Annotated in this window: 12 protein-coding genes and 1 tRNA gene; 5 read left to right on the top strand and 8 right to left on the bottom strand. The window is 44.7% G+C overall.

What is annotated here, in order from left to right; all coding sequences use genetic code 11:
* Together EO93_RS03560 and EO93_RS03555 are read right to left on the bottom strand one after the other, a co-directional pair.
* On the bottom strand, positions 1-1019 hold a 1019-nt coding region (locus tag EO93_RS03560), incomplete at its 3' end, for an RNA-guided endonuclease TnpB family protein (RefSeq protein ID WP_048161145.1).
* Positions 1020-1399: 380 nt separating this feature from the next.
* The gene (locus EO93_RS03555) at positions 1400-1975 is read right to left on the bottom strand and encodes a hypothetical protein (RefSeq protein ID WP_048161144.1); all 576 of its coding nucleotides are present in this window, start codon (positions 1973-1975) and stop codon (positions 1400-1402) included.
* A gap of 1030 nt (positions 1976-3005) precedes the next feature.
* On the opposite strand from EO93_RS03555, the gene EO93_RS03550 reads away from it, so the two are divergent.
* From EO93_RS03550 to EO93_RS03535, 3 genes are all read left to right on the top strand, one after another.
* Positions 3006-5003 carry an S-layer protein domain-containing protein gene (locus EO93_RS03550; protein WP_048161143.1) on the top strand — a complete coding sequence of 666 codons (1998 nt, stop codon included), beginning with the start codon at positions 3006-3008 and terminating at the stop codon, positions 5001-5003.
* A gap of 588 nt (positions 5004-5591) precedes the next feature.
* Positions 5592-7613: an S-layer protein domain-containing protein gene (locus EO93_RS03540; protein WP_048161141.1), complete on the top strand. Its 2022-nt coding sequence runs from the start codon at positions 5592-5594 to the stop codon at positions 7611-7613.
* A gap of 175 nt (positions 7614-7788) precedes the next feature.
* Positions 7789-8370: a hypothetical protein gene (locus EO93_RS03535; protein ID WP_048134856.1), complete on the top strand. Its 582-nt coding sequence runs from the start codon at positions 7789-7791 to the stop codon at positions 8368-8370.
* Positions 8371-8876: 506 nt separating this feature from the next.
* On the opposite strand, the gene EO93_RS03530 is transcribed toward EO93_RS03535, so the two are convergent.
* From EO93_RS03530 to EO93_RS03515, 4 genes are all read right to left on the bottom strand, one after another.
* Positions 8877-9635 carry a formylmethanofuran dehydrogenase subunit C gene (locus EO93_RS03530; protein WP_048161140.1) on the bottom strand — a complete coding sequence of 253 codons (759 nt, stop codon included), beginning with the start codon at positions 9633-9635 and terminating at the stop codon, positions 8877-8879.
* Positions 9636-11354: a formylmethanofuran dehydrogenase subunit A gene (locus EO93_RS03525; RefSeq protein WP_048134853.1), complete on the bottom strand. Its 1719-nt coding sequence runs from the start codon at positions 11352-11354 to the stop codon at positions 9636-9638.
* Position 11355: 1 nt separating this feature from the next.
* Positions 11356-12660, bottom strand: a complete 1305-nt coding sequence (locus EO93_RS03520) for a formylmethanofuran dehydrogenase subunit B (RefSeq protein WP_048134852.1) — start codon at positions 12658-12660, stop codon at positions 11356-11358.
* Positions 12661-12732: 72 nt separating this feature from the next.
* Positions 12733-13116 (bottom strand): molybdopterin dinucleotide binding domain-containing protein, encoded by a 384-nt coding sequence (locus EO93_RS03515; protein ID WP_048134851.1) that lies wholly within the window; start codon positions 13114-13116, stop codon positions 12733-12735.
* 803 nt (positions 13117-13919) lie between these two features.
* Between EO93_RS03515 and EO93_RS03510 the strand changes: the two genes are divergently transcribed.
* A tRNA-Met gene (locus tag EO93_RS03510) sits at positions 13920-14029 on the top strand.
* Positions 14030-14670: 641 nt separating this feature from the next.
* Positions 14671-19686: a PKD domain-containing protein gene (locus EO93_RS03505; protein WP_048161139.1), complete on the top strand. Its 5016-nt coding sequence runs from the start codon at positions 14671-14673 to the stop codon at positions 19684-19686.
* 96 nt (positions 19687-19782) lie between these two features.
* On the opposite strand, the gene EO93_RS03500 is transcribed toward EO93_RS03505, so the two are convergent.
* Positions 19783-20139, bottom strand: a complete 357-nt coding sequence (locus EO93_RS03500) for a DUF6951 family protein (protein WP_048131782.1) — start codon at positions 20137-20139, stop codon at positions 19783-19785.
* A gap of 43 nt (positions 20140-20182) precedes the next feature.
* Positions 20183-21847: a methylamine methyltransferase corrinoid protein reductive activase gene (locus tag EO93_RS03495; protein ID WP_048131784.1), complete on the bottom strand. Its 1665-nt coding sequence runs from the start codon at positions 21845-21847 to the stop codon at positions 20183-20185.
* Positions 21848-21925 lie beyond the last annotated feature (78 nt).

Raw genomic sequence — 21925 nt, 5'->3', positions numbered from 1 at the left:
AAAGGACACTTATGAGTTCTTTCTGACAGATCTTTTTCTACCAACATACCACAATTTGAACACAACTTTGAAGTATTCTTAGGATCAACAAGTATTACTTTTCTACCAGCGTTCTCAGCTTTGTAGGAAGTATAAGTTACAAGTTTACCCCAGGCTGCATCAAGGATATGCTTTGCCAGATTGTGATTTTTTGACATGTTCTTAATGTTAAGATCTTCAAAACAGATTGTACCGTAATTATCAACGAGATTTTTGCTGAGTTTTTGAACGAAATCTTCTCTTTTGTTAGAAATGCGTTCGTGTACTCTACATAACGATTTTTTCAATTTAGCTCTTTCAGGAGTTCCTTTTTCAGTTTTGGAAAAACTTCTCTGAACTTTAGCCAGAGCTTTTTCTTCTTGAATGTAGAATCTAGGATTTGGAATGTAAGTTCCATTTGATAAAGTTGCAAAAGAGAGGATTCCAACATCAATACCTACTGACTTATCAGAATATTCAAGTGGTTGATAAGTTTCAATATCAGTGAGGATTGATACGAACCATTTTCCGGTTGAAGTTCTCCTGATAATTAAGCGTTTAATATTACCATCAAGTGGTCTATGCATTTTGATTTTTATGTCTCCGATTTTGGAGAGGGTTAACATATTACCATTTAAGGAGAATCCAGATTGTAGGTAAGTAATACTGTCATACCAGCCTTTACCTTTAAATCGTGGATATCCTGCTTTCTCTCCTGCTTTAACTCTACGGAAAAAAGCTTGAAAGGCAAGATCTACACGCATAGTTACATCTTGAAGAGTATGAGAATGAACATTTTTAAGTTCTGGTTTATCTTTCTTCCAGATAGGGATCATTTTCTTAGAATCGTAATAACTGATTTTTTTTTGTTCAGATTCCCATGCAGTTTTTCTTAATGCCAAAGTTTCATTATATACCCATCTACACAGTTCCAAAGTAGAATTCAGCTTTGTAACTTGTGATTTTGTTGGATAGATTCTATAACGAGTTACTTTAGGCATAATGCGGTATTAGGCAATTTTACCTAAATAAATGTTACTATGTCGAAGTTGACGGGTTGTATCCCACCATTGAAATGGCGGGGATTAGTCCTTATTGCTCCTAAATATTGAAACCTGCTGCTGTACCTCTCTAAAAAAAGATAATTTTCGATCTTTATCTTTTATACTAAAGATCGTTTGTTTGAATTTTCATTTTTTATTGTATAGCACACTCAATTTTTGCTGTTATATTATTGTATTATATCTATAGACACAACGTCGAGTATAGTATATGCATAATGAAGACTGAAACATCTCGCAGGCATGTCTGTATCGTGTGCTTGATTATTTTCTCCAGACCTTTTTATTTACTTCTGTAACCATCCACAGGTCCAGTTTGATCAGCAGATGTCGTATCCGATGATAAAAGTCCCCTGCCCTACCTGTGGCTTGAGACCCATTACAGATCTGATGTACTCGTCTGAAGGGGTGGATGGGGACGCGAGCACGGTATTAGCCACGTTGCTCACACATTCTACTTCTTTACAACTCTGGGGAGGGAGTACAACAGTCATCGGTTCTTTTTTTGTGATATGCGGCTTTGGTACTGCATTTCTGTAAATTACAAAATTTCCCATCACCATCATATCCTTGCACTTTTTACACTCCTCAAGTTTTTCGGGGTCATAGACATCTTCACCTACTTTCTCCCCATACTGCATTAGAATTACATTTGGTCCTTCAGGCCAGACGTAGTCCATGTTGGTTGTAAAGGCAATGATTACCTGGCGTTTGAAAACCTCTTTGATCCCCTGGTTATCTCCGATTCCCATGCCCATCAAGACCGCCCCTTCGGCTTTTTTCTCGAGCTCAAATATTTTCTCTTTATCTTCTTCATTCAAAATGTACGTATCTTCCACGCCTTTGATGGCTTTAATCCTGCAGAGGATATTCTGGATAATATCTTGACATTCCAAAGCTGATACCCCATGTTGTTTTTAATCCTATGTTGCATTGTTCAGGTATAAAATATGATCTTATATAGGTTATCTGTATAATGTCAGGTGCCTTATTTTCAGGGCATCCTTTCTTCAGATTATTTTCTACTCTTTTCTTTTATATATTTTTCTTATATTATATTTCCTCTCTTATATCGTCAATTTCTAATATTCTGTATGATTATACTATACACCGAGTGAAATAGACATTTTTTTACTTTTATTATTATAAAACTAATGAAAGTCCGTGCGAAAAATAACTGAATTGTTTCAAAAGTTTATTTTTACTTTTACCCCCAATCCTCGAAATTTGCCAGCTTTACCGGACTAATTTCTAAACTGCCACTTTTCCTGCTGTCCGTGTGTTCAGTATCTAGAGTACATGTAAAAGACAGCCTATTATGGAGTATTCAAACACAGTCTCTTTTTAGAAGATGCCTGCTCACGTATAATCTGGGATGTATTAGACTGTCAGACTAATAATGCCCTGCTTCGGTTCTGCAGTTGAGAAAAGGATGGCATGTGCGAAGTGCCGATATTTTTACCTGATTTAATAGGTTTTCAAAATGGATCAACATTGAATAAATGGTGTTTTTACATAATCGTTTTTTAAAATTAGTATTGTTTCAAATTATTTAGTTACTCCTCTTTAAACACATTACCTTTTTTCCATAGTGTTTTATAAGTATTTCTACTTCATCTTCTCTGTTAACCTCTGACGAATATTCTGCCCGGGTTCTTTCGACATTTACCGTCATTTGTATCGTTGTTTTGCGCTTTTCTTCTTTAATTCCCCTGAAATAGACCACAAAAGATTTAATAATGCAATTATTTTATAGAACACTTGTAATCCAATTTAGAGGGATAAGGAGGGAATGAAATCCTCTTCGGCAATCGACGAAATGGATGAGTCTGATTTGGTGAAGAATGGTGAAACCCTTTAAGTGTTTGATCCCGACACTTCTTCTTACATACGATATATCTTAACAAACATGGAGGAAACAATAATATGAAGAGATTTGCAGCAGTATCACTGGCTGTTCTCATGCTTCTCACTGTATTTGCATCCGCCGCAAGTGCAGCAGACGTAATTGAGATCCGTGGCCCAGTGTACAATGGCTCTGATATCAACGACATTATTGATACATATGGCGCTGGTAACACCCTTACAATCGATGCAACTAAGTTTGCAGCATTTTACTATGACATTGACGATAATGTGACAACCGAAACCCTTTCCATTGTTAAAAAACCTGACACTAAAGACAATGTCATTGGAGAAGGCGGAATTGTCTACTCAACAACCATTCAGAATGTTGCTTACGAATATGAAAATGCAGCAGATGGCTGGAGCAACTACAGCCTGATCGGTTTCTTCGCAGAGAAGTACATCCCGATCAACCCTGACAAAGCTGACAAGCTCGCAAAGCTCGTCCTTGACAGCGATGACAAGTACACCATCAGAACCGGCGAACTCCTCGACCTCGGCGAAGGCTATGCTATCGAAGCCAAGCAGGTCGATGTTGACGGTGAGAAAGTCTGGCTCGAATTATCCAAGGACGGAGAATTCGTAGATGATGAAATCATCTCAGTCGGTACTGGCACCAACACCTGGGAAGTCGAACTTGATGACATCCAGGACGAAGACGATGTCGTTGTCCTCAGAGTACACGTCAACCAGGTCTTCCAGGGCGCAGTAGACAGCATTGCCCAGATCGAAGGTCTCTGGCTCATTGACTACGCAAACGCAATGACAATCGAGTCTGACGACGAATTCGGCGAACTCAATGATGTTTCAATCAACGGTAAAACCCTTACCATCACCAACGAAGACACCTTCACCCTTACCAGGGATGACGCAGATGAAATCGCTGAGGGCATGTTCTTCAAGACCGCTGACACCAGCTCCAATGTGCTCAGGTTCTACGTCATGAAGGAAATCACAGAGCCCGGCACCTATGAACTCAGAGGACAGGTCGCCTCCGGCGCAGGTGACTTCACCTGGGATGCAACCAAATTCGCTGGCTTCTACTATGACATCAACGACGATGTCTCCACAGAATCCCTCAAAGTTTCCGGTATTAAAGGAAACGTGATTCCTGAAGGCGGCCTCGTTTATTCGACCACCATCGAGAATGTTGATTACGAGTACTCCAACGCAAAGGCAAACTGGGGACAGTACCCTGTTATCGGCTTCTTTGCAGAAGAATACATCCCACTCAACGCTGACAAAGCTGACAAGCTTGCAAAGCTCATCCTTGACAGCGATGACAAGTACACCATCAGAACCGGCGAACTCCTCGACCTCGGCGAAGGCTATGCTATCGAAGCCAAGCAGGTCGATGTTGACGGTGAGAAAGTCTGGCTCGAATTCACCAAAGACGGAGAATTCATAGATGACGAAATCATCTCAGTCGGTACCGGTGACAACACCTGGGAAGTCGAACTTGATGACATCCAGGACGAAGACGATGTCGTTGTCCTCAGAGTGCACGTCAACCAGGTCTTCCAGGGCGCAGTCGACAGCATTGCCCAGATCGAAGGTCTCTGGCTCATTGACTACGCAAACGCAATGACCATCGAGTCTGACGACGAATTTGGTAACCTCGACGATGTTTCCATCAACGGTCCAACCCTCACGATCAGCAATGAAGACACCTTCACTCTGACCAGGGACTCCGAAGAGGAAATTGGTCAGGGCATGTACTTCAAGATCGCTGACACCTCTGCTAGCGACCTCAGGTACTACCCATACGTTGAGAAGACCATTGGCGACGAAGGTCCGGAAGTAGATGAAACTCCATCTGAGACCGAGCCTGCAGAAAATGGTACTGAAGTAACAACCGAGGAACCAACCGAGGATGTAACTGAACCCGTAGAGGACGCAACTGAACCCGTAGAGGGCGAACCAACCGAAGAAGAACCAGCAGACACTCCTGGATTCGGAGTTGTCCTTGGTCTTGTAGGACTCCTTGCAGTTGTTTACCTCGTCAGGAGAAACAACTAAATTTTCTGATTGAAGGGTTTTCTTAACCCTTCTCTCTTTCAATTCTTTTTTGAGTCTACTTTTTGCAGATAACTTTTTATTTGCATATTTCTTAGTTCTGAAGATTTTTTTTAATTCTGAATTCCTGATTCTTTAAACCCCTGGTTTTTTTGTTCTTGATTTGATATGTGCCGTTCCTGTGATCTTTCCTTTTCCGGAAATGCCATAAAATTTACAATTTGATTAGGACAGAGGACATCGGTGAACTCTGGTTTTGCTCCTCGTTTTTCCATTAATCTATTATATATTATGGCTAATATATACTATCATCTGGATATATATGGGGTGCCGGATTTCCACAAAGCCAAAAAAAGTATAGCTTTAATATTTGTATTTGCGGTTTTGATGGTCGCGTTTTCAGGCTTCGTGGACGATAATGCCTCTGTAATCCAATTTAGAGGGATAAAAGGGGAATGAAATCCTCTTCGGGAATAGACTAAATGGACAAGTCTGATCTGGTGAAGAATGGTGAAACCCTTTAAGTGGTCGATCCTGACACTTCTTCTTACATACGATATATCTTAACAAACACGTGGGGGAAACAATAAAATGAAGAGATTTGTGGCAGTATCACTGGCTGTTCTCATGCTTCTTACTGTATTTGCATCCGCCGCAAGTGCACAAGATGTAATTGAGGTCCGCAGTTCAGTGTTCAACGGCTCTGATATCGACGATATTATTGATACATATGGCAACGGTACCATCCTTCCAATCGATGCTTCTCGATTTCCAATATTCTACTATGACATTGACGACAACGTATCAACCGAGGTTGTTTTCATTGTCGATGTTCCAGGTACTGAAAACAACGTCATTGGAGAGGGCGGCCTTGTTTACATAACCAAGATTCAGCCGATTGGATACGAATACGACAACCCCGCTGCTGGCTGGGACAACTACAGCCTGATCGGTTTCGGCGCACGGAAGGCCATCCCACTCAAACCTGACAAAGCTGACAAACTTGCCCAGCTCGTTCTTGACAGTGATGACAAGTACACCATCAGAACCGGCGAACTCCTCGACCTCGGCGAAGGCTATGCTATCGAAGCCAGGCAGGTTGATGTTGACGGTAAGAAAGTCTGGCTCGAGTTCACCAAAGACGGAGAATTCGTAGATGACGAAATCATCTCAGTCGATACCGGTGACAACACCTGGGATGTCGAACTTGATGATATCCAGGACGAAGACGATGTTGTTGTCCTCAGAGTGCATGTCAACCAGGTCTTCCAGGGTGCAGTCGACAGCATTGCCCAGATTGAAGGTCTCTGGCTTATTGACTATGCAAACGCAATAACCATCGAGTCTGATGATGAATTTGGAGAATTAGATGATGTTTCTATCATGGGAGACACTCTCATGGTTACCAACAAGGACACCATCACCCTTACCAGGGATAGCACAGACAAAATTCTTAATAACGTGTCCTTCAAGACAGCTGACACCAGCTCCGATGTGCTCAGGTTCTATCTCATGCTGGAAGTCAAAGAGCCAGGTGTCCATGTGATCGGGGGAGCCGCCTCCTTCGGTGCAGGTAACTTCACCTGGGATGCATCTAACTTTGCAGGCTTCTTCTACGATATTGATGACAATGTCGAAACAGAATCACTCAGTGTCTCCAACATTGACGGAAACGTGATTCCTGAAGGCGACCTTGTTTACGAGACAAGCATTGAGAACGTTGCCTACGAATACGATAATGCAGCAGATGGCTGGAACCAGTACCCTGTTATCGGATTCTTCGCACAGAAGTATGTCCCGCTTAAACCCGAAAAAGCCGACAAACTTTCAAAGCTCGTCCTTGACAGTGATGACAAGTACACCATCAGAACCGGCGAACTCCTCGACCTCGGCGAAGGCTATGCTATCGAAGCCAGGCAGGTCGATGTTGACGGTAAGAAAGTCTGGCTCGAATTCACCAAAGACGGAGAATTCGTAGATGACGAAATTATCTCAGTCGATACAGGCGCCAATACCTGGGAAGTCGAACTCGATGACATCCAGGACGAAGACGATGTTGTTGTCCTGAGAGTGCATGTCAACCAGGTCTTCCAGGGCGCAGTCGACAGCATTGCCCAGATCGAAGGTCTCTGGCTCATTGACTACGCAAACGCAATGACCATCGAATCTGACGACGAATTTGGTAACCTCGACGACGTTTCCATCAACGGTCCAACCCTCACGATCAGCAATGAGGATACCTTCACCCTGACCCTGGACTCCGAAGAGGAAATCGCTGAAGGTATGTTTTTCAAAATAGGTGACACTCCTGTCAATGAACTCAGGTACTTCCCATTCGTTGTGAGGATTCTCGGTGTAGGAAACGAAACCGTGGGACTTCCTGGATATAATGAAACCGAAATCGGAGAGGAAGTAACCCAACCTGATGAGGACGTAACTGAAACTCCAGGTGAGGGTGTAACTGAAGAACCAACTGAGGAAGCAACTGCAGGAGAAACTGAACCCGTAGAGGGCGAAACAACCCCGGCAGAAGAAGGTGCTCCTGGATTCGGAGTTGTCCTTGGCCTTGTCGGACTCCTTGCAGTCGTCTACCTCTTCAGGAGGAACAACTAAATTCTGAGTGAAGGGTTTTCCTTGCCCTTCTCTCTTTCAAATCCTTTTTTGGTTTATTTTTGCAGATAACTTTTTATTTGCAGACTTCTTAGTTCTGACGATCTTTTTAATTCTGAAATCCTGATTCTTTAAACCACCCGGTTTTTCAGGGTTTTACGGATCAAGGTGAAATCCCATGAAAAAAAGTATAGCTTTAATATCTGTGTTTGCGGTTTTGATGATCGCGTTTTCAGGCTGCGTGGATAACAACACCCCTGCAGTTAACGGGACAGATTCGGACAATCCGGAAACAAACGCAATTTCTGATGAAGATACAGCTGGAATAAGCACGCTTGAAACCCTTCCTGCAGGCTTTGAGTATGTTGATACCCTTCCGCTCTCCACAGATGAAATTAAAAGTGATTACAAAGCTGAAAATGTCTCAGGGGTCCTTAACGGCTCCGAAGGGATCTACAAAGACTCTAACGAAACTGACTATTATATAGATGTGATCGAGCTTGAAGATGAGGAATCTGCAAATAATCTCATCACTGCATACAAGGCTTCCTTCCCCCCATTAAGTGAAGGCTCCCCTTTTACGGATGAGTCCTTTAACGGGCACTCCGCTGTGAAAATCACCAATTACATCACATCCGGAGGAGAAACTGTTCCCAGATACTCCTATATCTGGAGCAATGAAAATTATGTGATAAAAGTTTTCGGAAATACTGCTGAAGAAGCTTCTATCAGGCAGCTGGCAGAAGCAACAGGATACTGATTTCTTTCAGTAGAGCTGACACCTTTCAGCTTTTTTCCTTCTTTTTTCTGATCTCTTTTTTTCTTATTTCTTTTTCCTTAGTCCGTATTAGCTCTCTTAAGTGAAGCTCACTGCTAAAACTCATAAATTAGTCCTCTTGAGCGCAGCGAAAAGGATCGCGTACTCCCGAGTCGCAATTCGGGCGAGTCGCAATTCGGGTAGGCAAAAAGAACGGGCATCCCTAACTACACAGTTGTATACTCAGTTGATATACACAATTGATATCTGGTATCAGGTTTCCAGCATGCCTAATGCTTTTGCTTTTATCTACGGCACGCAGGGCGGGCTCAAGCAGGGTGTGACGCGTGGAAAGAAGGAAAAGGAGATACAACAAAAGGCCATTTCGGAATAATACCAACCCAATTAACCAGGGAGTACAAAAAGAGTAGTAAAGCGGATAAGAAAGAAACTCCGCAGAGTCTATTATACTTCGGTCTCTTATCCGCCATACATTTATTTTAAGTCGTTCACTTTATAAGCAAAACGCCTTTTCCACCAACGTTAACATCACCTACAAACTTGCGGTATGTAACGCCTTCGACTTCTTCTGTCCCTTCTTCTTTGTAAGAGGGAAGCAGATCGGATACCTCACCGTTGATGATGACTGTACCGTTCTTCATTTCGCTTGCAGGCATGGTTGCTTTGCCTTCAATGACTATTTTCCCGCCGTTGTTTGAGATTGCGGGAAGGAGCCCTACATCGCCTTTTACGAGGATCTCTCCTCCGCACATGTGTTCTCCGAGGTAGTCCTTCGTATTGCCATTGACGGTAATCTTTCCTCCGCGCATGCCGCAGGACTCTCCGCGGTAACCTGCGCCCACGTAATAGGAAGCGTTTCCGTTGAGAATAATCTCTCCGCCTGCCATCTCGCAGCCGAGCCAGCTGTCAGCATCGCCATTGATTACGACCTTTCCGCCCTTCATGCCAGAGCCGCAGTGCATGTCCACGTTGCCGTTTATCTCGATCTCTCCGGCGCTCATGTTCTGCCCGATTCGCTTTACCCTGGAGACATCGCCTTCGAAAACGATTTTTGTGTTTTCCACGGAGTCGCTGCCTTCTACCTCTACATTGAAGAAGTCTCCGAGGGGACACTGTCCGTTTCCGTACAAGACAGGAATCGCTTTTATCTCTTCCGTGGTCTTGCCTGCAAAGTTGTCAGGGTTTACATTATCGGCTTCAATGGGGATTTTATTTGCTTTTTTGAGGGAAAGTTTTACAACCTGCATTTAGAACACCCCTTCTGTGCCGATCTCAACAGGCTTATGGAGATACATATCCTCAACCATGTAATTGGATTTGCTCACAGTGTAGTATTTCTTGAACTTGAGGTCTATATCTTTCTGCATGGAGCTGTCTATGTTTGCAGGGACCTTCGCATTCACCCAGTAAGTCCTTCCTTTCGGGGTGTCTTCGATTTCTCCGTCTTTTACAACGACCAGCCCGTCTTTCAGGGTATATGCGGTACCTGAGAAAGCTTTCTTAACTTTTTCGTACTCTGTAGTCGGGTCAATCTGGCCTGGGAGGATGTCATAGATTGCAATATCTGCATCTGACCCTACTTTCAGGTTTCCTTTCTCGGGCCTGCTGTATATCTTTGACTGGATGCTCCTTGTCATGACAGCAAGTTCGTAGAAGTCCAATTCTCTGTCGATTCCCGGCAGCACCATCCTGTCAAGAGCCATCTTGGAGAAGCCTGAGATAACCTCTGCTCTTCTCTTTGCACTCATCAGGTAGGTGAAGGCTTCAGGATAGTTCACGAAAGAGCCGCCGTTAGGGCTGTCTGTTGTGAACATGACTTTCCAGGGGTCTTTTACGAGCAGAGCAAGCTCAAGCCCGATAGCCCACTGAACTGCATTTACGAAGCTTTTTGGGGAATAGAAGAGGGGCACTACACCGGACGCGTCTTCAAGTTCGACATCCTGGTTGCTCCACTTCTCATGCAGCATCCTTGAGTTTGCGTATTCTACAGGTCCGTCTGCAGTCATGGTCACTGCAGGGCCAAAGATGACCTGTCCAAGGTCGAAAGTCAGGTGGTCTGCCCCGTTAATGTAATCTGAAACCATTGGGGCCCCTGTCTCAAAGTCCCTCCAGGAAGTGCCTGCATAGGCGTTGAACTGCACGTGAGTAACGTGGAGAGACTGTCTGTCCCTGCTTGGCTTTACCTTTTCAAAAAGCTTCATGGTCTCTATGGTGGTTGCATAGTTTCCGGGCTTTCCAAGGTTGTTGCAGTGCACATGTACGGAGTGAGGGAGCTGCAGGCGCTCGTTGGCTTCTACAAGGCCCATGAGAATCTCTGCAGGGGTTACATCAAAGTTCGGGACGGGGTCATAGAGTCCGCTTACGTTCTTGCCCCAGCCCCAGGCTTCTCCGCCTCCGGGGTTTACAATCTTTACTCCGTAGCCTCTTGAGGCTTTCAGGCCCCAGGCAATATAGGCTGCGAGTTTTTCAGGTTCTTTGTCCCTGATGTATTCCATTACCTGCCAGTTGCTTCCGAAGAGTGAGAGTCCCATTTTGTCGAGGATAGGGATTTCCTTAAATTCCTCATGGGTGTGCCTTGCAGAAAGAAGGGGGATTGCAGCCTCACAGATAGTTGTGTACCCGAGTTTTGCATACCTGTACCCGATTGCGTAAGTGTTTGGGGTGTTGTACCCTACTTGCGCTCTGGTCTTTTCAGTGCGTGCAACCTGGCCCGAAAGTCCGGGTACAAGGTTTTTCCTTGCATCGTTGGGGTTCATGAAGCGGCCCACGTTAATTTTACCTGCACTGTGGGTGTGCCCGTCAAAGCCCCCTGCCATGGTGAGCTTGCCTTCTGCATCGATAACCTTCGCATTTCCAGAGACACTGTCTACTATCTTGCCGTCTCTGATGCAGATGTCCATAGTCTCGCAGTTAATTCCCTGCGCCGGATCACAGACGCTGGCGTTTTTAATCAGGATTTCCGACATCTTATGCACCTCTCTTCAGTTCCCTGACCTTTGTAGTCAGGTCTTTTACGATTTCTTCGTCGGTCTTGAATTCTGAATCAATCAATTTCTTCATGCGGAGGGAAATTGCGTCCATACGGTAAGCTGTCCCTTCTGCTTCGATTCCTACAATTGCCGATGGGATCACCACATCTGCAAGTTCGGTTGTAGGGTTGGCATACGGGTCAATCTGGATTACAGGAATCCTTGCAAGGTGCCTGACTGCTTTTTGGGGGAAGTGGGCTCCGGCATCAGCTGCAGCTATAATTGCAGCGTCCGGCTCTTCACGCACAAGCAGGTCGTTTGCTCCGGTTTCTCCGGGGTTGTAATAGGGATATCCTTTTGCAAAGTCGATCGCCATCGGGAAACCTGTCTCCCAGGTTGCTACCTGCCCGAAACCGGTAACGTTATAGTGCCCACGCATTCCGATCATTACGGCTTTTGTGTGCTGGTTAAGGTCAGAAATAAGAGAAGACACGGCATCTCCGTTCTTGTACTTTGATCTGGACTGGGTGACTCCCATACCGAAGAAAATACAGACAAACTTTGCGTTCTTCAGAGTTTCTGCAAGCTCAATGATTTCAGCCTTAGGAACACCTGCAACGGTTTCCGGAATGACATCCTCATGCCCGTTTACGATTGAGCGGAGAGCAGTTACAAGGAGCAGGTCTGAACCCTGTTCAATTTCCACATATTTATCAGCGAGTTTTGCAGTGTCAGTTTTTCTGACATCAATAACTACCATTGTCCTGGCTTTCCGTCCTTTCTCGGTAAAGAAGCCTTTTGAGAAGCTTGAGTAACGGGACATATGCCTGGGGTGCGCATGCACAGGGTTGCAGCCCCAGAATACGGTTACATCTGCCCTGTTCTTTATTACTCCAAGGGAGGCTGAAGGAGACCCTTTCTCCTGGGCAGCAAGGGCTGATGGCCCGTGGCAGACATTTGCTGTAGAATCTATGACTGAACCGGTTTCTTCGGCAAGCTTAATTGCTCCGCTGATCGCCTCACAGGAGGTAGAGCACCAGCCGTAGGAAAGTGTCCTCCTGGAATTTACCAGGATTTTTGCGGCAGCTTCGATTGCCTCCTCATAGGAGACAGGCACAAGTTCCCCATCTTTTCTGATCATCGGGGTTTCTATTCTGTCATGCTCGAACATGCCGACAAACTTGCTGTGCCCGAGAATGCAGGCATTTTCTATTTTTGTAATCTTATTATCTTCAACAGTGACTGTGATATCGTCGCAGAGGGACCCGCAGAGGGAACATACTGCGTCTTTAATTACTGGCATATTTTTTCCTCCGAATTTTTCCAGTTTCTCCGGACCTGGATGAAAATGTGAATTTCTCGTTTCAGGGGACCTTTAATCTTCTAAATACTTCTTCATCAGGGACTTCATGTCCAGAGGCTTTTCATCCGTGACCTCTATTTCCGCAGGGATACCTTTGAATCCTGGCATCCCGCAGCCATGTGTGTCAGGGCTCAGCACTGCATTTGCCCAGGGACCCATAGGGATAAAGGCAAGGCCATCTGGATTCCCTTCATTTGCCTTTGCAAATACCACCACTTCCCCAAACTCGGTGGTAACCTTCAGGCTGTCTCCCTCAGAGGCACTCAGCCTCTCAAGGTCTGCGGAGTTCAGTTCGCAGTAAGCACAGGCATCAAAATAACCTTTGTGTGTTTTTGCTTCCAGATGTGCGCCCTGGTCGGCGGTCCTTCCGGATATGAGATTTGCTTTTATTTTCATGGAAATTCCTCATCTGGGATATAATCCAGGTATCTCAATAAGCTGAATCAATTTTTTAAGTGTCAATTTTTTAAGTGTCAATCCCAAATTCTCTACTTTCTAACACCTTTTCGGCCTGAAAACTCAGGTACCTTGCTCAGGACTGATGGTTAATCTGAGGTCGGTGACTGTCTCGAGAGATTTTAGTTTTGGAGTCAATGGGAAATTGGAAGAGCTCAGTTTGGAATTAAATGCCCTGAATTAACTATTTAGTAAATAGTATTGTTGGAGCTGATTTATTGAAGACTTAACTTCTCGAAAGTGTAATCGGAACTAATTCCTTCTGATAGTGATTTTTTAAAGGATTTACCGGCATGGAAAATGGAACCTTCCGGGCAGCTCCTTTGACTGAAGGTCTATTTCGATCATTCATTATAATTATATGATTTATATATATTTATCCAGATTTACATCTATTTACAGCCTATGTGTTTGGATATAATTGATCAAGTCCCTGACGGGCGCTCTTTCCTGCTTTCCCTGTTTTTAAAAATCGTCCTGAAAGCTTATATATCACTTATTAATTATATTTTTAATCGTTATATAGGCTATATCCAGATAATTTCCTTTTATTATATATTACCCTATTATGTCACCTCTAACATAACGTGTTCACTGATGCTCTTCATGTGTTCTGAGAACTGACCATTTTATCTTTTCCATTCTTGAGTTATATTTTTCACATCAAAAATAATGAAAAACCCCATTTTCCCCAATTCCGATCGTTAACCTTTAATATATGTTAATACATTTGTGTGTTGCAAGCCCGGATAGCCTAGTCGGTTGGGGCGCCAGACTCATAGGGACTTTATATGAGGCGTCTTTAATCTCCTGAGATATCTGGAGGTCGCGTGTTCGAGTCACGCTCCGGGCACTTAACTCTTTTTCTGTCACTTGACTCTTTTTCTAATACAATGTGCTTTTTGGTATCTGGAAATATTCAACCTGATAAACACATTAAAAGCCACTTTTTCAAGATTTTAAATGCATTTTTCAGGATTCTACTTTCTTTAATTATTGGCTATTTGAGTATTATTGAGTAATTGAGTATTCTCTTTTTTGAAGCTGATAAAGGGTAAGCAGTTTCTTACACTCACTTAATTATTTTTTTATAACACATGTAATATTTTTTCTATTTTTTGTACATAAGGGTGTTCTAATTTACAAATTTTTTAGTACTTTATCCCTCATTTTTGTGGACTTCTGCGGAAGATTGATTCATATGAATCTCTATATTTTTACTTTTCTGAATAACGGCTTATGCAGGCTTATTCATCATCATTTTTTATTCTAATTGTTATGTTTTTAAACTTAACTTTTTTATATTATTAAGTCTCATACTTATTTAAAAATTTAATATAATCATTCAAATATTTTGGAATTGTATTTAACTATTAATTTCTCTGGTTATCTAATATATTTTTCTGAAATTTTCATCCCGTCTTATATTTGTTAGCCAAACCTTGCTCTTTAACTGTAACAAATTTACTTTGAAAACGATTTTAGGTGTGAAAAATGAAATCCGAATCCGGAACTCTTGTAAAAGCCATTTCTATTTTATTTGCAGCTTTTATTCTGTTCTCTTCATTTCCTCTACAGGTAAGTGCAGAAAATGAAATGACCCCGGGCATTGCCCTGGAAAAAGATTCTATTCTGAAAATTCCCCACACACTTGTCGGGGCAGACTCGGCTGGCACTTCTTTGCAGCCAATGGTCACGGAGACAGGGAAAATTAGTCTCTCCGTGGATGGGCTTGGCACCGACGGCAGTGGGATTATTCAGGTGGAAAAACCTGAAGGTGCAACTGTTAGAAGTGCGTATCTTATCGCTACTGGTGCTGGAATGCCGCCTGGCCCTATCTCTGACGGAAGTGTTTTGATTAATGGGAATACAGTATATTGGAGTGATAAAGCCTATTCGGCTAATAACTATTGGGCAGACGTTACATCGTTTGTTAAGCCCATAGTTGATGCAGCTCCGGCAGGGAGGATTGACTTCAGCATAACAGAATCCAGTCCTGCGTCTTCTGAGGGAGAAGTCTTAATAGTAATCTTTGAGGACCCCAACCAGGTAAAAGATAATACAGTTATACTGATGTTTGGATGTCAGAATCCTGAAGGGGACACCTTCAATATCAGGCTCTCAGAAAGCATCGACAAAAGTAACCCTGATTTAATGATAGGGATGGGACTTGGTATATCTTTCAGTTACCAGGGAACCGGTCAGTACAGTGAAGTTACTGTATGCGGAAAGCAACTGACAACTTCAGCTGGTGGGCAGGACGATGGAGCAGCTGCAAACGGTGCTCTTATAACCGTAGGAGGGCTGGATGACAGTACCGAAAATCCAGCAAACCCCACTGGACATCCCGTGGACACAAGAACAGATGATGAACTCTACAATATTCTACCTTTCGTAGACGATGGAACTACAAATATCACGGTATTCACTAAGAACCCTTCTACGGATGACAATATCTTCTTTTCATACTTTTTCCTGAAATCAACTACTGCGATGGTAGGCGAAGGGATTCTCCTGTCTCCTGCTTCCGGAAACGTTTCTGTCGGGTCTCAATATACCCTCGCCTCTGTGGTGCAGGACGATGACGGAAATCCTCTCGAGGGAAAAGAGGTCAATTTCTCAGTTGTTTCAGGCCCGAATGCAGGCCAGAGCAACTCTGTTACAACGGATGCAGCCGGAAGGGCTAATTTCAGCTATTCCGGGACTTTCACGGGTACTGACCTTATAGAAGCAAGCTTTGTGAACACCGCAGGCGAGACAGTCACGTCAAATCAGGCAAGCGTCGAATGGACCGCTCCTTTGCTTCTTCCTGTGGCAAATTTTGATTCCAACGTGACCCTGGGAGTCCAGCCCCTTACTGTGAGTTTTTATGACAGGTCCGAAAATGCAGCATCATGGAGCTGGGACTTTGGAGACGGAAACAGTTCGGAGCTTCAAAACTCCACACACACATATTTTGAGCCCGGATATCATACTGTATCACTAACAGTGAATAATTCGGTAGGCAGCTCCAATACATCTGTCCGGGAAGATTATATATTCGTGCAAGCGCTGCCAATTCCCGATTTCAGTACCAACATCACTGACGGCACATTCCCGCTGACAGTCCAGTTCACTGACGAATCACAATACGCTGAAACCGTAGAATGGAACTTCGGAGACGGAAGCAGTTCAACTGGCCTGAATCCTGTTCATACCTATTCTGAAGCTGGTCTGTACACTGTTTCCCTTACAGCAACTGGAAATGGAACATCCGTTACAAAAACCGTTGAAGACTGTATTAATGTCACAATTCCTCCTGTTCCTGACTTCAGTGCCAATGTCACTGAAGGCACATTCCCATTGACAGTCCAGTTCACTGATGAGTCTCAGTACGCTGAAACCGTAGAATGGAATTTCGGAGACGGAAGCAGTTCAACTGACCTGAATCCCGTTCATACTTATTCTGAAGCTGGTCTGTATACTGTTTCGTTAATTGCAACTGGAAATGGAACTTCAGTGACTAAAACCGTTGAAGACTGTATTAATGTTACAATTCCTCCTGTTCCTGACTTCAGTGCCAATGTTACTGACGGTACCTTCCCGTTAACAGTCCAGTTCACTGATGAGTCTCAGTACGCTGAAACCGTAGAATGGAATTTCGGAGACGGAAGCAGTTCAACCAGCCTGAATCCCGTTCATACCTATTCGGAAGCTGGTCTGTACAGTGTTTCCCTTACAGCAACCGGAAATGGAACATCTGTTACAAAAACCGTTGAAGACTGTATTAATGTTACAATTCCTCCGATTCCTTCTTTCAGCGCAAACGTTACTGACGGTACCTTCCCGTTAACAGTCCAGTTCACTGATGAGTCTCAGTATTCTGAATCTGTTGAGTGGAATTTCGGAGACGGAAGCAGTTCAACCGGCCTGAATCCCGTTCATACCTATTCGGAAGCTGGTCTGTATACGGTTTCCCTTACAGCAACCGGAAATGGAACAGCCGTTACAAAAACCGTTGAAAACTGTATTAATGTTACAATTCCTCCTGTTCCTGACTTCAGTGCCAATGTTACTGAGGGTACCTTCCCGCTAACAGTCCAGTTCAGTGATGAGTCTCAGTATGCTGAGTCTGTTGAATGGGACTTCGGAGACGGAAGCAGTTCAACTGGCCTGAATCCTGTTCATACTTATTCGGAAGTTGGTCTGTACACTGTTTCCCTTACAGCAACCGGAAATGGAACTTCAGTGACTAAAACCATTGATAGTTACATCAATGTGACCATTCCTCCCGTCCCTGCTTTCAGTGCAAACATTACTGAAGGACTTTTCCCGTTGACAGTTAAGTTCACTGATGAGTCTCAGTACGCTGAAACCCTTGAATGGAATTTCGGTGATGGGAATAGCTCAAATGAACTCAATCCGATCCATACATACTCTGCTGCTGGCCTGTATTCGGTTTCCCTGACTGCAACCGGCAACGGGACTTCCGTAACAAAGACAGTTGAAAATTACATCAACGTCACCCTTCTCCCAATCCCTGATTTTGGCGCAAACGTGACCACTGGCCCTTATCCACTGACTGTGCAGTTTATGGATAATTCAAGCTATGCCGAATCAGTTGAATGGGACTTCGGGGACGGGAGCGGCTCAAATGAACGAAATCCTGTGCACACCTACGAGGAACGCGGCCTCTATAATGTCACTCTGGATGCAAGCGGAAACGGGACAACGGTAAATAAGACCGTTGAAGACTTCATCAATGTTACAATACAGCCCTTCCCTCCCGCAGCAAACTTTTCGGCAAGCCTTATCAGAGGCCCTGCGCCTTTGACTGTAAGCTTCACCGATGAGTCTTACAATGCCGTTTCCTGGGAATGGGACTTTGAAGGGGACGGGCAGGTCGATTACACCGGGAAAAACCCGGTCCATACCTATGAAACTCCGGGAAGCTATGATGTGACCCTGTACGTTTCCAACGCTTATGGAAATGATACGAAGGTTGTGGAGGACTGCATCAACGTCCTGGCACATCCGGTAATTTCAGAGAGGAATCTGTCTAAAACAAGCGTTTATCCCGGGGAGGAATTTACTGTAAACCTTTCCGTTGAAACTGCCTGGGACCTCAAGAACCTCGCCGTAGTCGAAGATATTCCTGCGGGCTGGACTCTGATTCCCATAGACAACGCAGGCGCTGAATTCGACTCGTCCTCCAATAAATGGGTCTGGGAAAACTATTCGGCAGGCGAGTCCAGGCAGCTGATTTACACTCTGAAAGCTCCGTTTGATTCGGACTTTGGGATCTTCGAAATCAAAGGGAACGTTTCGGCAGAAGATTTGGTATCCATACCCGTTGAAGGTGAAAACGAGGTCACAGTCACCCCGATTGCTGACTATAACCCGAAAGCTCTGAAACTGCTGCACGTGGGAGACCCTGACCAGGAGTTCAACATCTCAACTCATATGCTCTGTAATTTCACCTGGTACGTGAACGGGAAAGAGTCCTCTGAAGGGAATGCGGAAAATAATGCTTATGCGTCTCTTGTCCTCTCCCCGGAAGCTCTCTGGAAAAATGGGGATTTCAAGAACAATTACACAAGTGTTGAAAACAGCAGTCTCTTTGCGGGCAAGTATGCCGTAACCACCAGAGTTTCAAACGGCAGTGCTGCTATAAACCATACCTGGAATTTCATTATCACAGATTCCGCGGAAAGCAAAGAAAATATCAATAACACGGTAGTGCTGCCGGTCAGGGAAGTACAGAGGAACGAATCTGTGACCTTTGATTTCACGGAGGACCCGGACAATACCGGTGACAACAGCATCCTCGGAGTCTCTTTCAATGCTTCTTCAGCCGGAAATGTTTCCATTTTTGTCGAAGTCCTGAAAGATAGGGCGTCTGAGGTTTCAGAAAACCCTGAAGGTGATGTTTACCAGCATATGAACATTCACCTCAGCAACCATACGGTTATGAATGAGATCGGTTCCGACTCAAAGTTTATTGATTTCAGAGTCAGCAGGTCCTGGATGGAAAAAGTTGTTCCGGGTACTGTCCGGTTGAACAGATACCACGATGGGGAATGGCAGCTTCTTAATACCTGGGAGACCGGTTCAGATGCAAAATATTACTATTTCCGTGCAGAGACTCCGGGCTTTTCCCCGTTCTCCATAACAGGCGAGAATATCTCCACACCACCTGTCTCCACTCCACACAGGGGAGGTCATGGGACCGGTTCGGCTACTATTGTTCCTGCTTCTTCGGCAGCTGAGGATGGAAATGTCAATGATGCCGGGAATGAAGATACGGACTCTGCTCTTTCGGGAGAATCTGATGATTCAGGAGAAAATAGTGCTTCGGGTTCAAGAGAGCTTGATGTTGACAAAGAGGGGCAGAACACCACGGAGCTTGATCAGGAAGGGGTCAGCGGGCAGGAAACCGGGCACAAGATCAGTTTCTCGATATCGATTCTGTTCTTGCTCCTTATTATAGGGGCATACCTGGTGTACCGGCAGACAAAAGAGAAAAAATAATTCGAATTTTAGTAGGAAGGAATTAATTCCTTCCTGACTTTTTTAGCCCTGAAAAATAATCCAGTTTTCAATGCATCATTCTTGGGAAGTCACTTATCAATAGTCACTGCACTCTGAAACTGTGTATTCCGTACTTTCAAGAATAGGCGTTTCCGGAAGCTTCCTTTCTATTCTGCAGATATTGAACACTGCATGGGGAATAAGGCATCCCCGGGTGCAGTCCATGGCGCATTCCTTAGTGCATTCGAGGGAGCAGTCCGTTTGTCTTTCCATCTCCAGGGTGAGATTACTTTGATTCTCGGGCAGTCCCTGAAGAGGGAATTCCAGGTAGGTGAGTTCTTTGAATTTTTCGCAGGGGGTATCGATCTTTATGATAATCCTGTCTCCTTTCACCCTTCCCATTATCGTATGGCTAAAACCGCACATGCAGGAAGATACATTTATTTTTATCATTTTCAAAGCCCCTGCTATTTGATATGTTTTTAGAGTTTTCCTTTCAATATACTCCGCCGGTCATACTGTCTCTCTGAAGTCCGTTTACACTCAGAGCTGCGATGTTCTTGAAGTCTATTGCTTTTATCGGGCAGGCCCGTACGCAGCGCCTGCAGCTTGTCCCAAGGCAGTCCTGAGTCCTGCAGCTTGCAAAGAAACTTCCGTTTTTCTCGATGGTTACAAGGGCATTTTCCGGGCACTCCTCGTTGCAGCGCTTGCAGTAGAGGCAGCCTTCCACAGGGACTTCGAGGGTGATCCCCACGTCTTCTACGATCTCTACCGGGACATTTCCTGTTTCCTCGATATCTTTAGCTGCCCTTTTTTCCAGTACTGCATTCTCTACGGGTTCCGGGAGAGGGGGATATTTGTACATTCTCATGAACTTTTTGTACAGTTTCATGTTCATGCCCTCGGTCCAGTAGGAAAGTTCGCAGGTGTAGATGTTCTTGAAGGTCTCGCTGGTCGCCATCATCAGGTGGTCGGCTTTTATAGTTCCGGCAAGGGCGATGACCTCTTTGAGCCTGGACTCGTCCAGGAGGATTTCCCTGGCAAGGGCCATGGAAGTGTTTCCAAACTGTACGGCTTTTCTTGAGAAATCCGGGCAGGAGCCGATTTTCCTGGCTTTCTTGCAGTCCACGTATGTTCCGGTGGCTCCGGACATGTAGACGTTTTCGAGCTCTTCGAAGGTTACTCCGGCTTCCAGAATAAGTGCAAGCTGGGCTGCGTGGATTGCCCCTATAGCTTTTCCGGCTTCGGAAATATCTTCGCTGGTGATTTCTATGTCTTTTCCAAGGATCAGCTTCCCGTTGGGCAGTTTAGGGGGCTGCTCCATAAGGCCCGTTTCCATGGCAACTGCGATAACTGCAATTACGCCTGTACCGGTAATACCTACAGCTTCGATTTCGCCCTTCTCAAGGATTTCCCCAGTAACCGGGTTTACAAGGTCTCCGGTTTTGCTTTCCATCTTTTCATTCAGGACCGTAAGGCGCCAGTATTCCCCTTCGGAGTTCACGTCTGAAATCGCACCCGGGCTTGCAATCATCCCGCAGCTGATTCCCTGCCCTTCTATGGCAGGCCCTGCAGCCGCACTGCCGGTGATGATCCTGTCCCCTACTTTTATTGCCATTTCTGCATTCGTGCCGTAGTCAGTGACAATGGAGACCTCTTTCTGGTTCAGGAAATCGGTTTCGATCATCATCGCCAGGGCATCGGCTCCTATCTCATGGGCGATAGCCGGAGGTACGGTTATTTCGCAATTCGGTAGGTCCAGAACACCTTTGAAAATTTCGGATGCCGGAAAGATCCTGGCACTCCTGTCCACATTCTCGACTCCAAGCCTTTTCTGCATGTTCTTTCCGGCAAAGGCGAGGTCTCTTATTTCAGAGTTCTGGAAAAGGGAAAGCTGGATTGGGTTTCCGCATACCACCAGTTTCTTAATGCTAGCTGGATCTGCATTCAGGGTCTCAATGATCTTCTTTACTGCGTCCAGTACGATATTGTTTGCAATATCTTCCCCTACTTCAAGGGCAAAGTCCAGGTGGTCGATCACATTGCCCCCCGGAAGAGGGTGTCTCATCGTCATTGCGGTTCTTACTACTTTTTTTGTTTCCAGGTCTATAAGCTGCGCTCTAAAGCCGCTGGTTCCCAGGTCAAGTGCGATCCCATACATTTTTCTTACTCCACTTGCAGCGATTGAAAATTCTTACTTCACTTGCAGCGATTGAAAATTGAAAAAAAATAAATTGGA

This window comes from Methanosarcina sp. 1.H.A.2.2, assembly GCF_000979975.1.
In the GTDB taxonomy this organism is placed as follows: domain Archaea; phylum Halobacteriota; class Methanosarcinia; order Methanosarcinales; family Methanosarcinaceae; genus Methanosarcina.
Note: the sequence above shows the minus strand (reverse complement) of the source record. Positions and strands in the feature narration are given on the sequence as shown.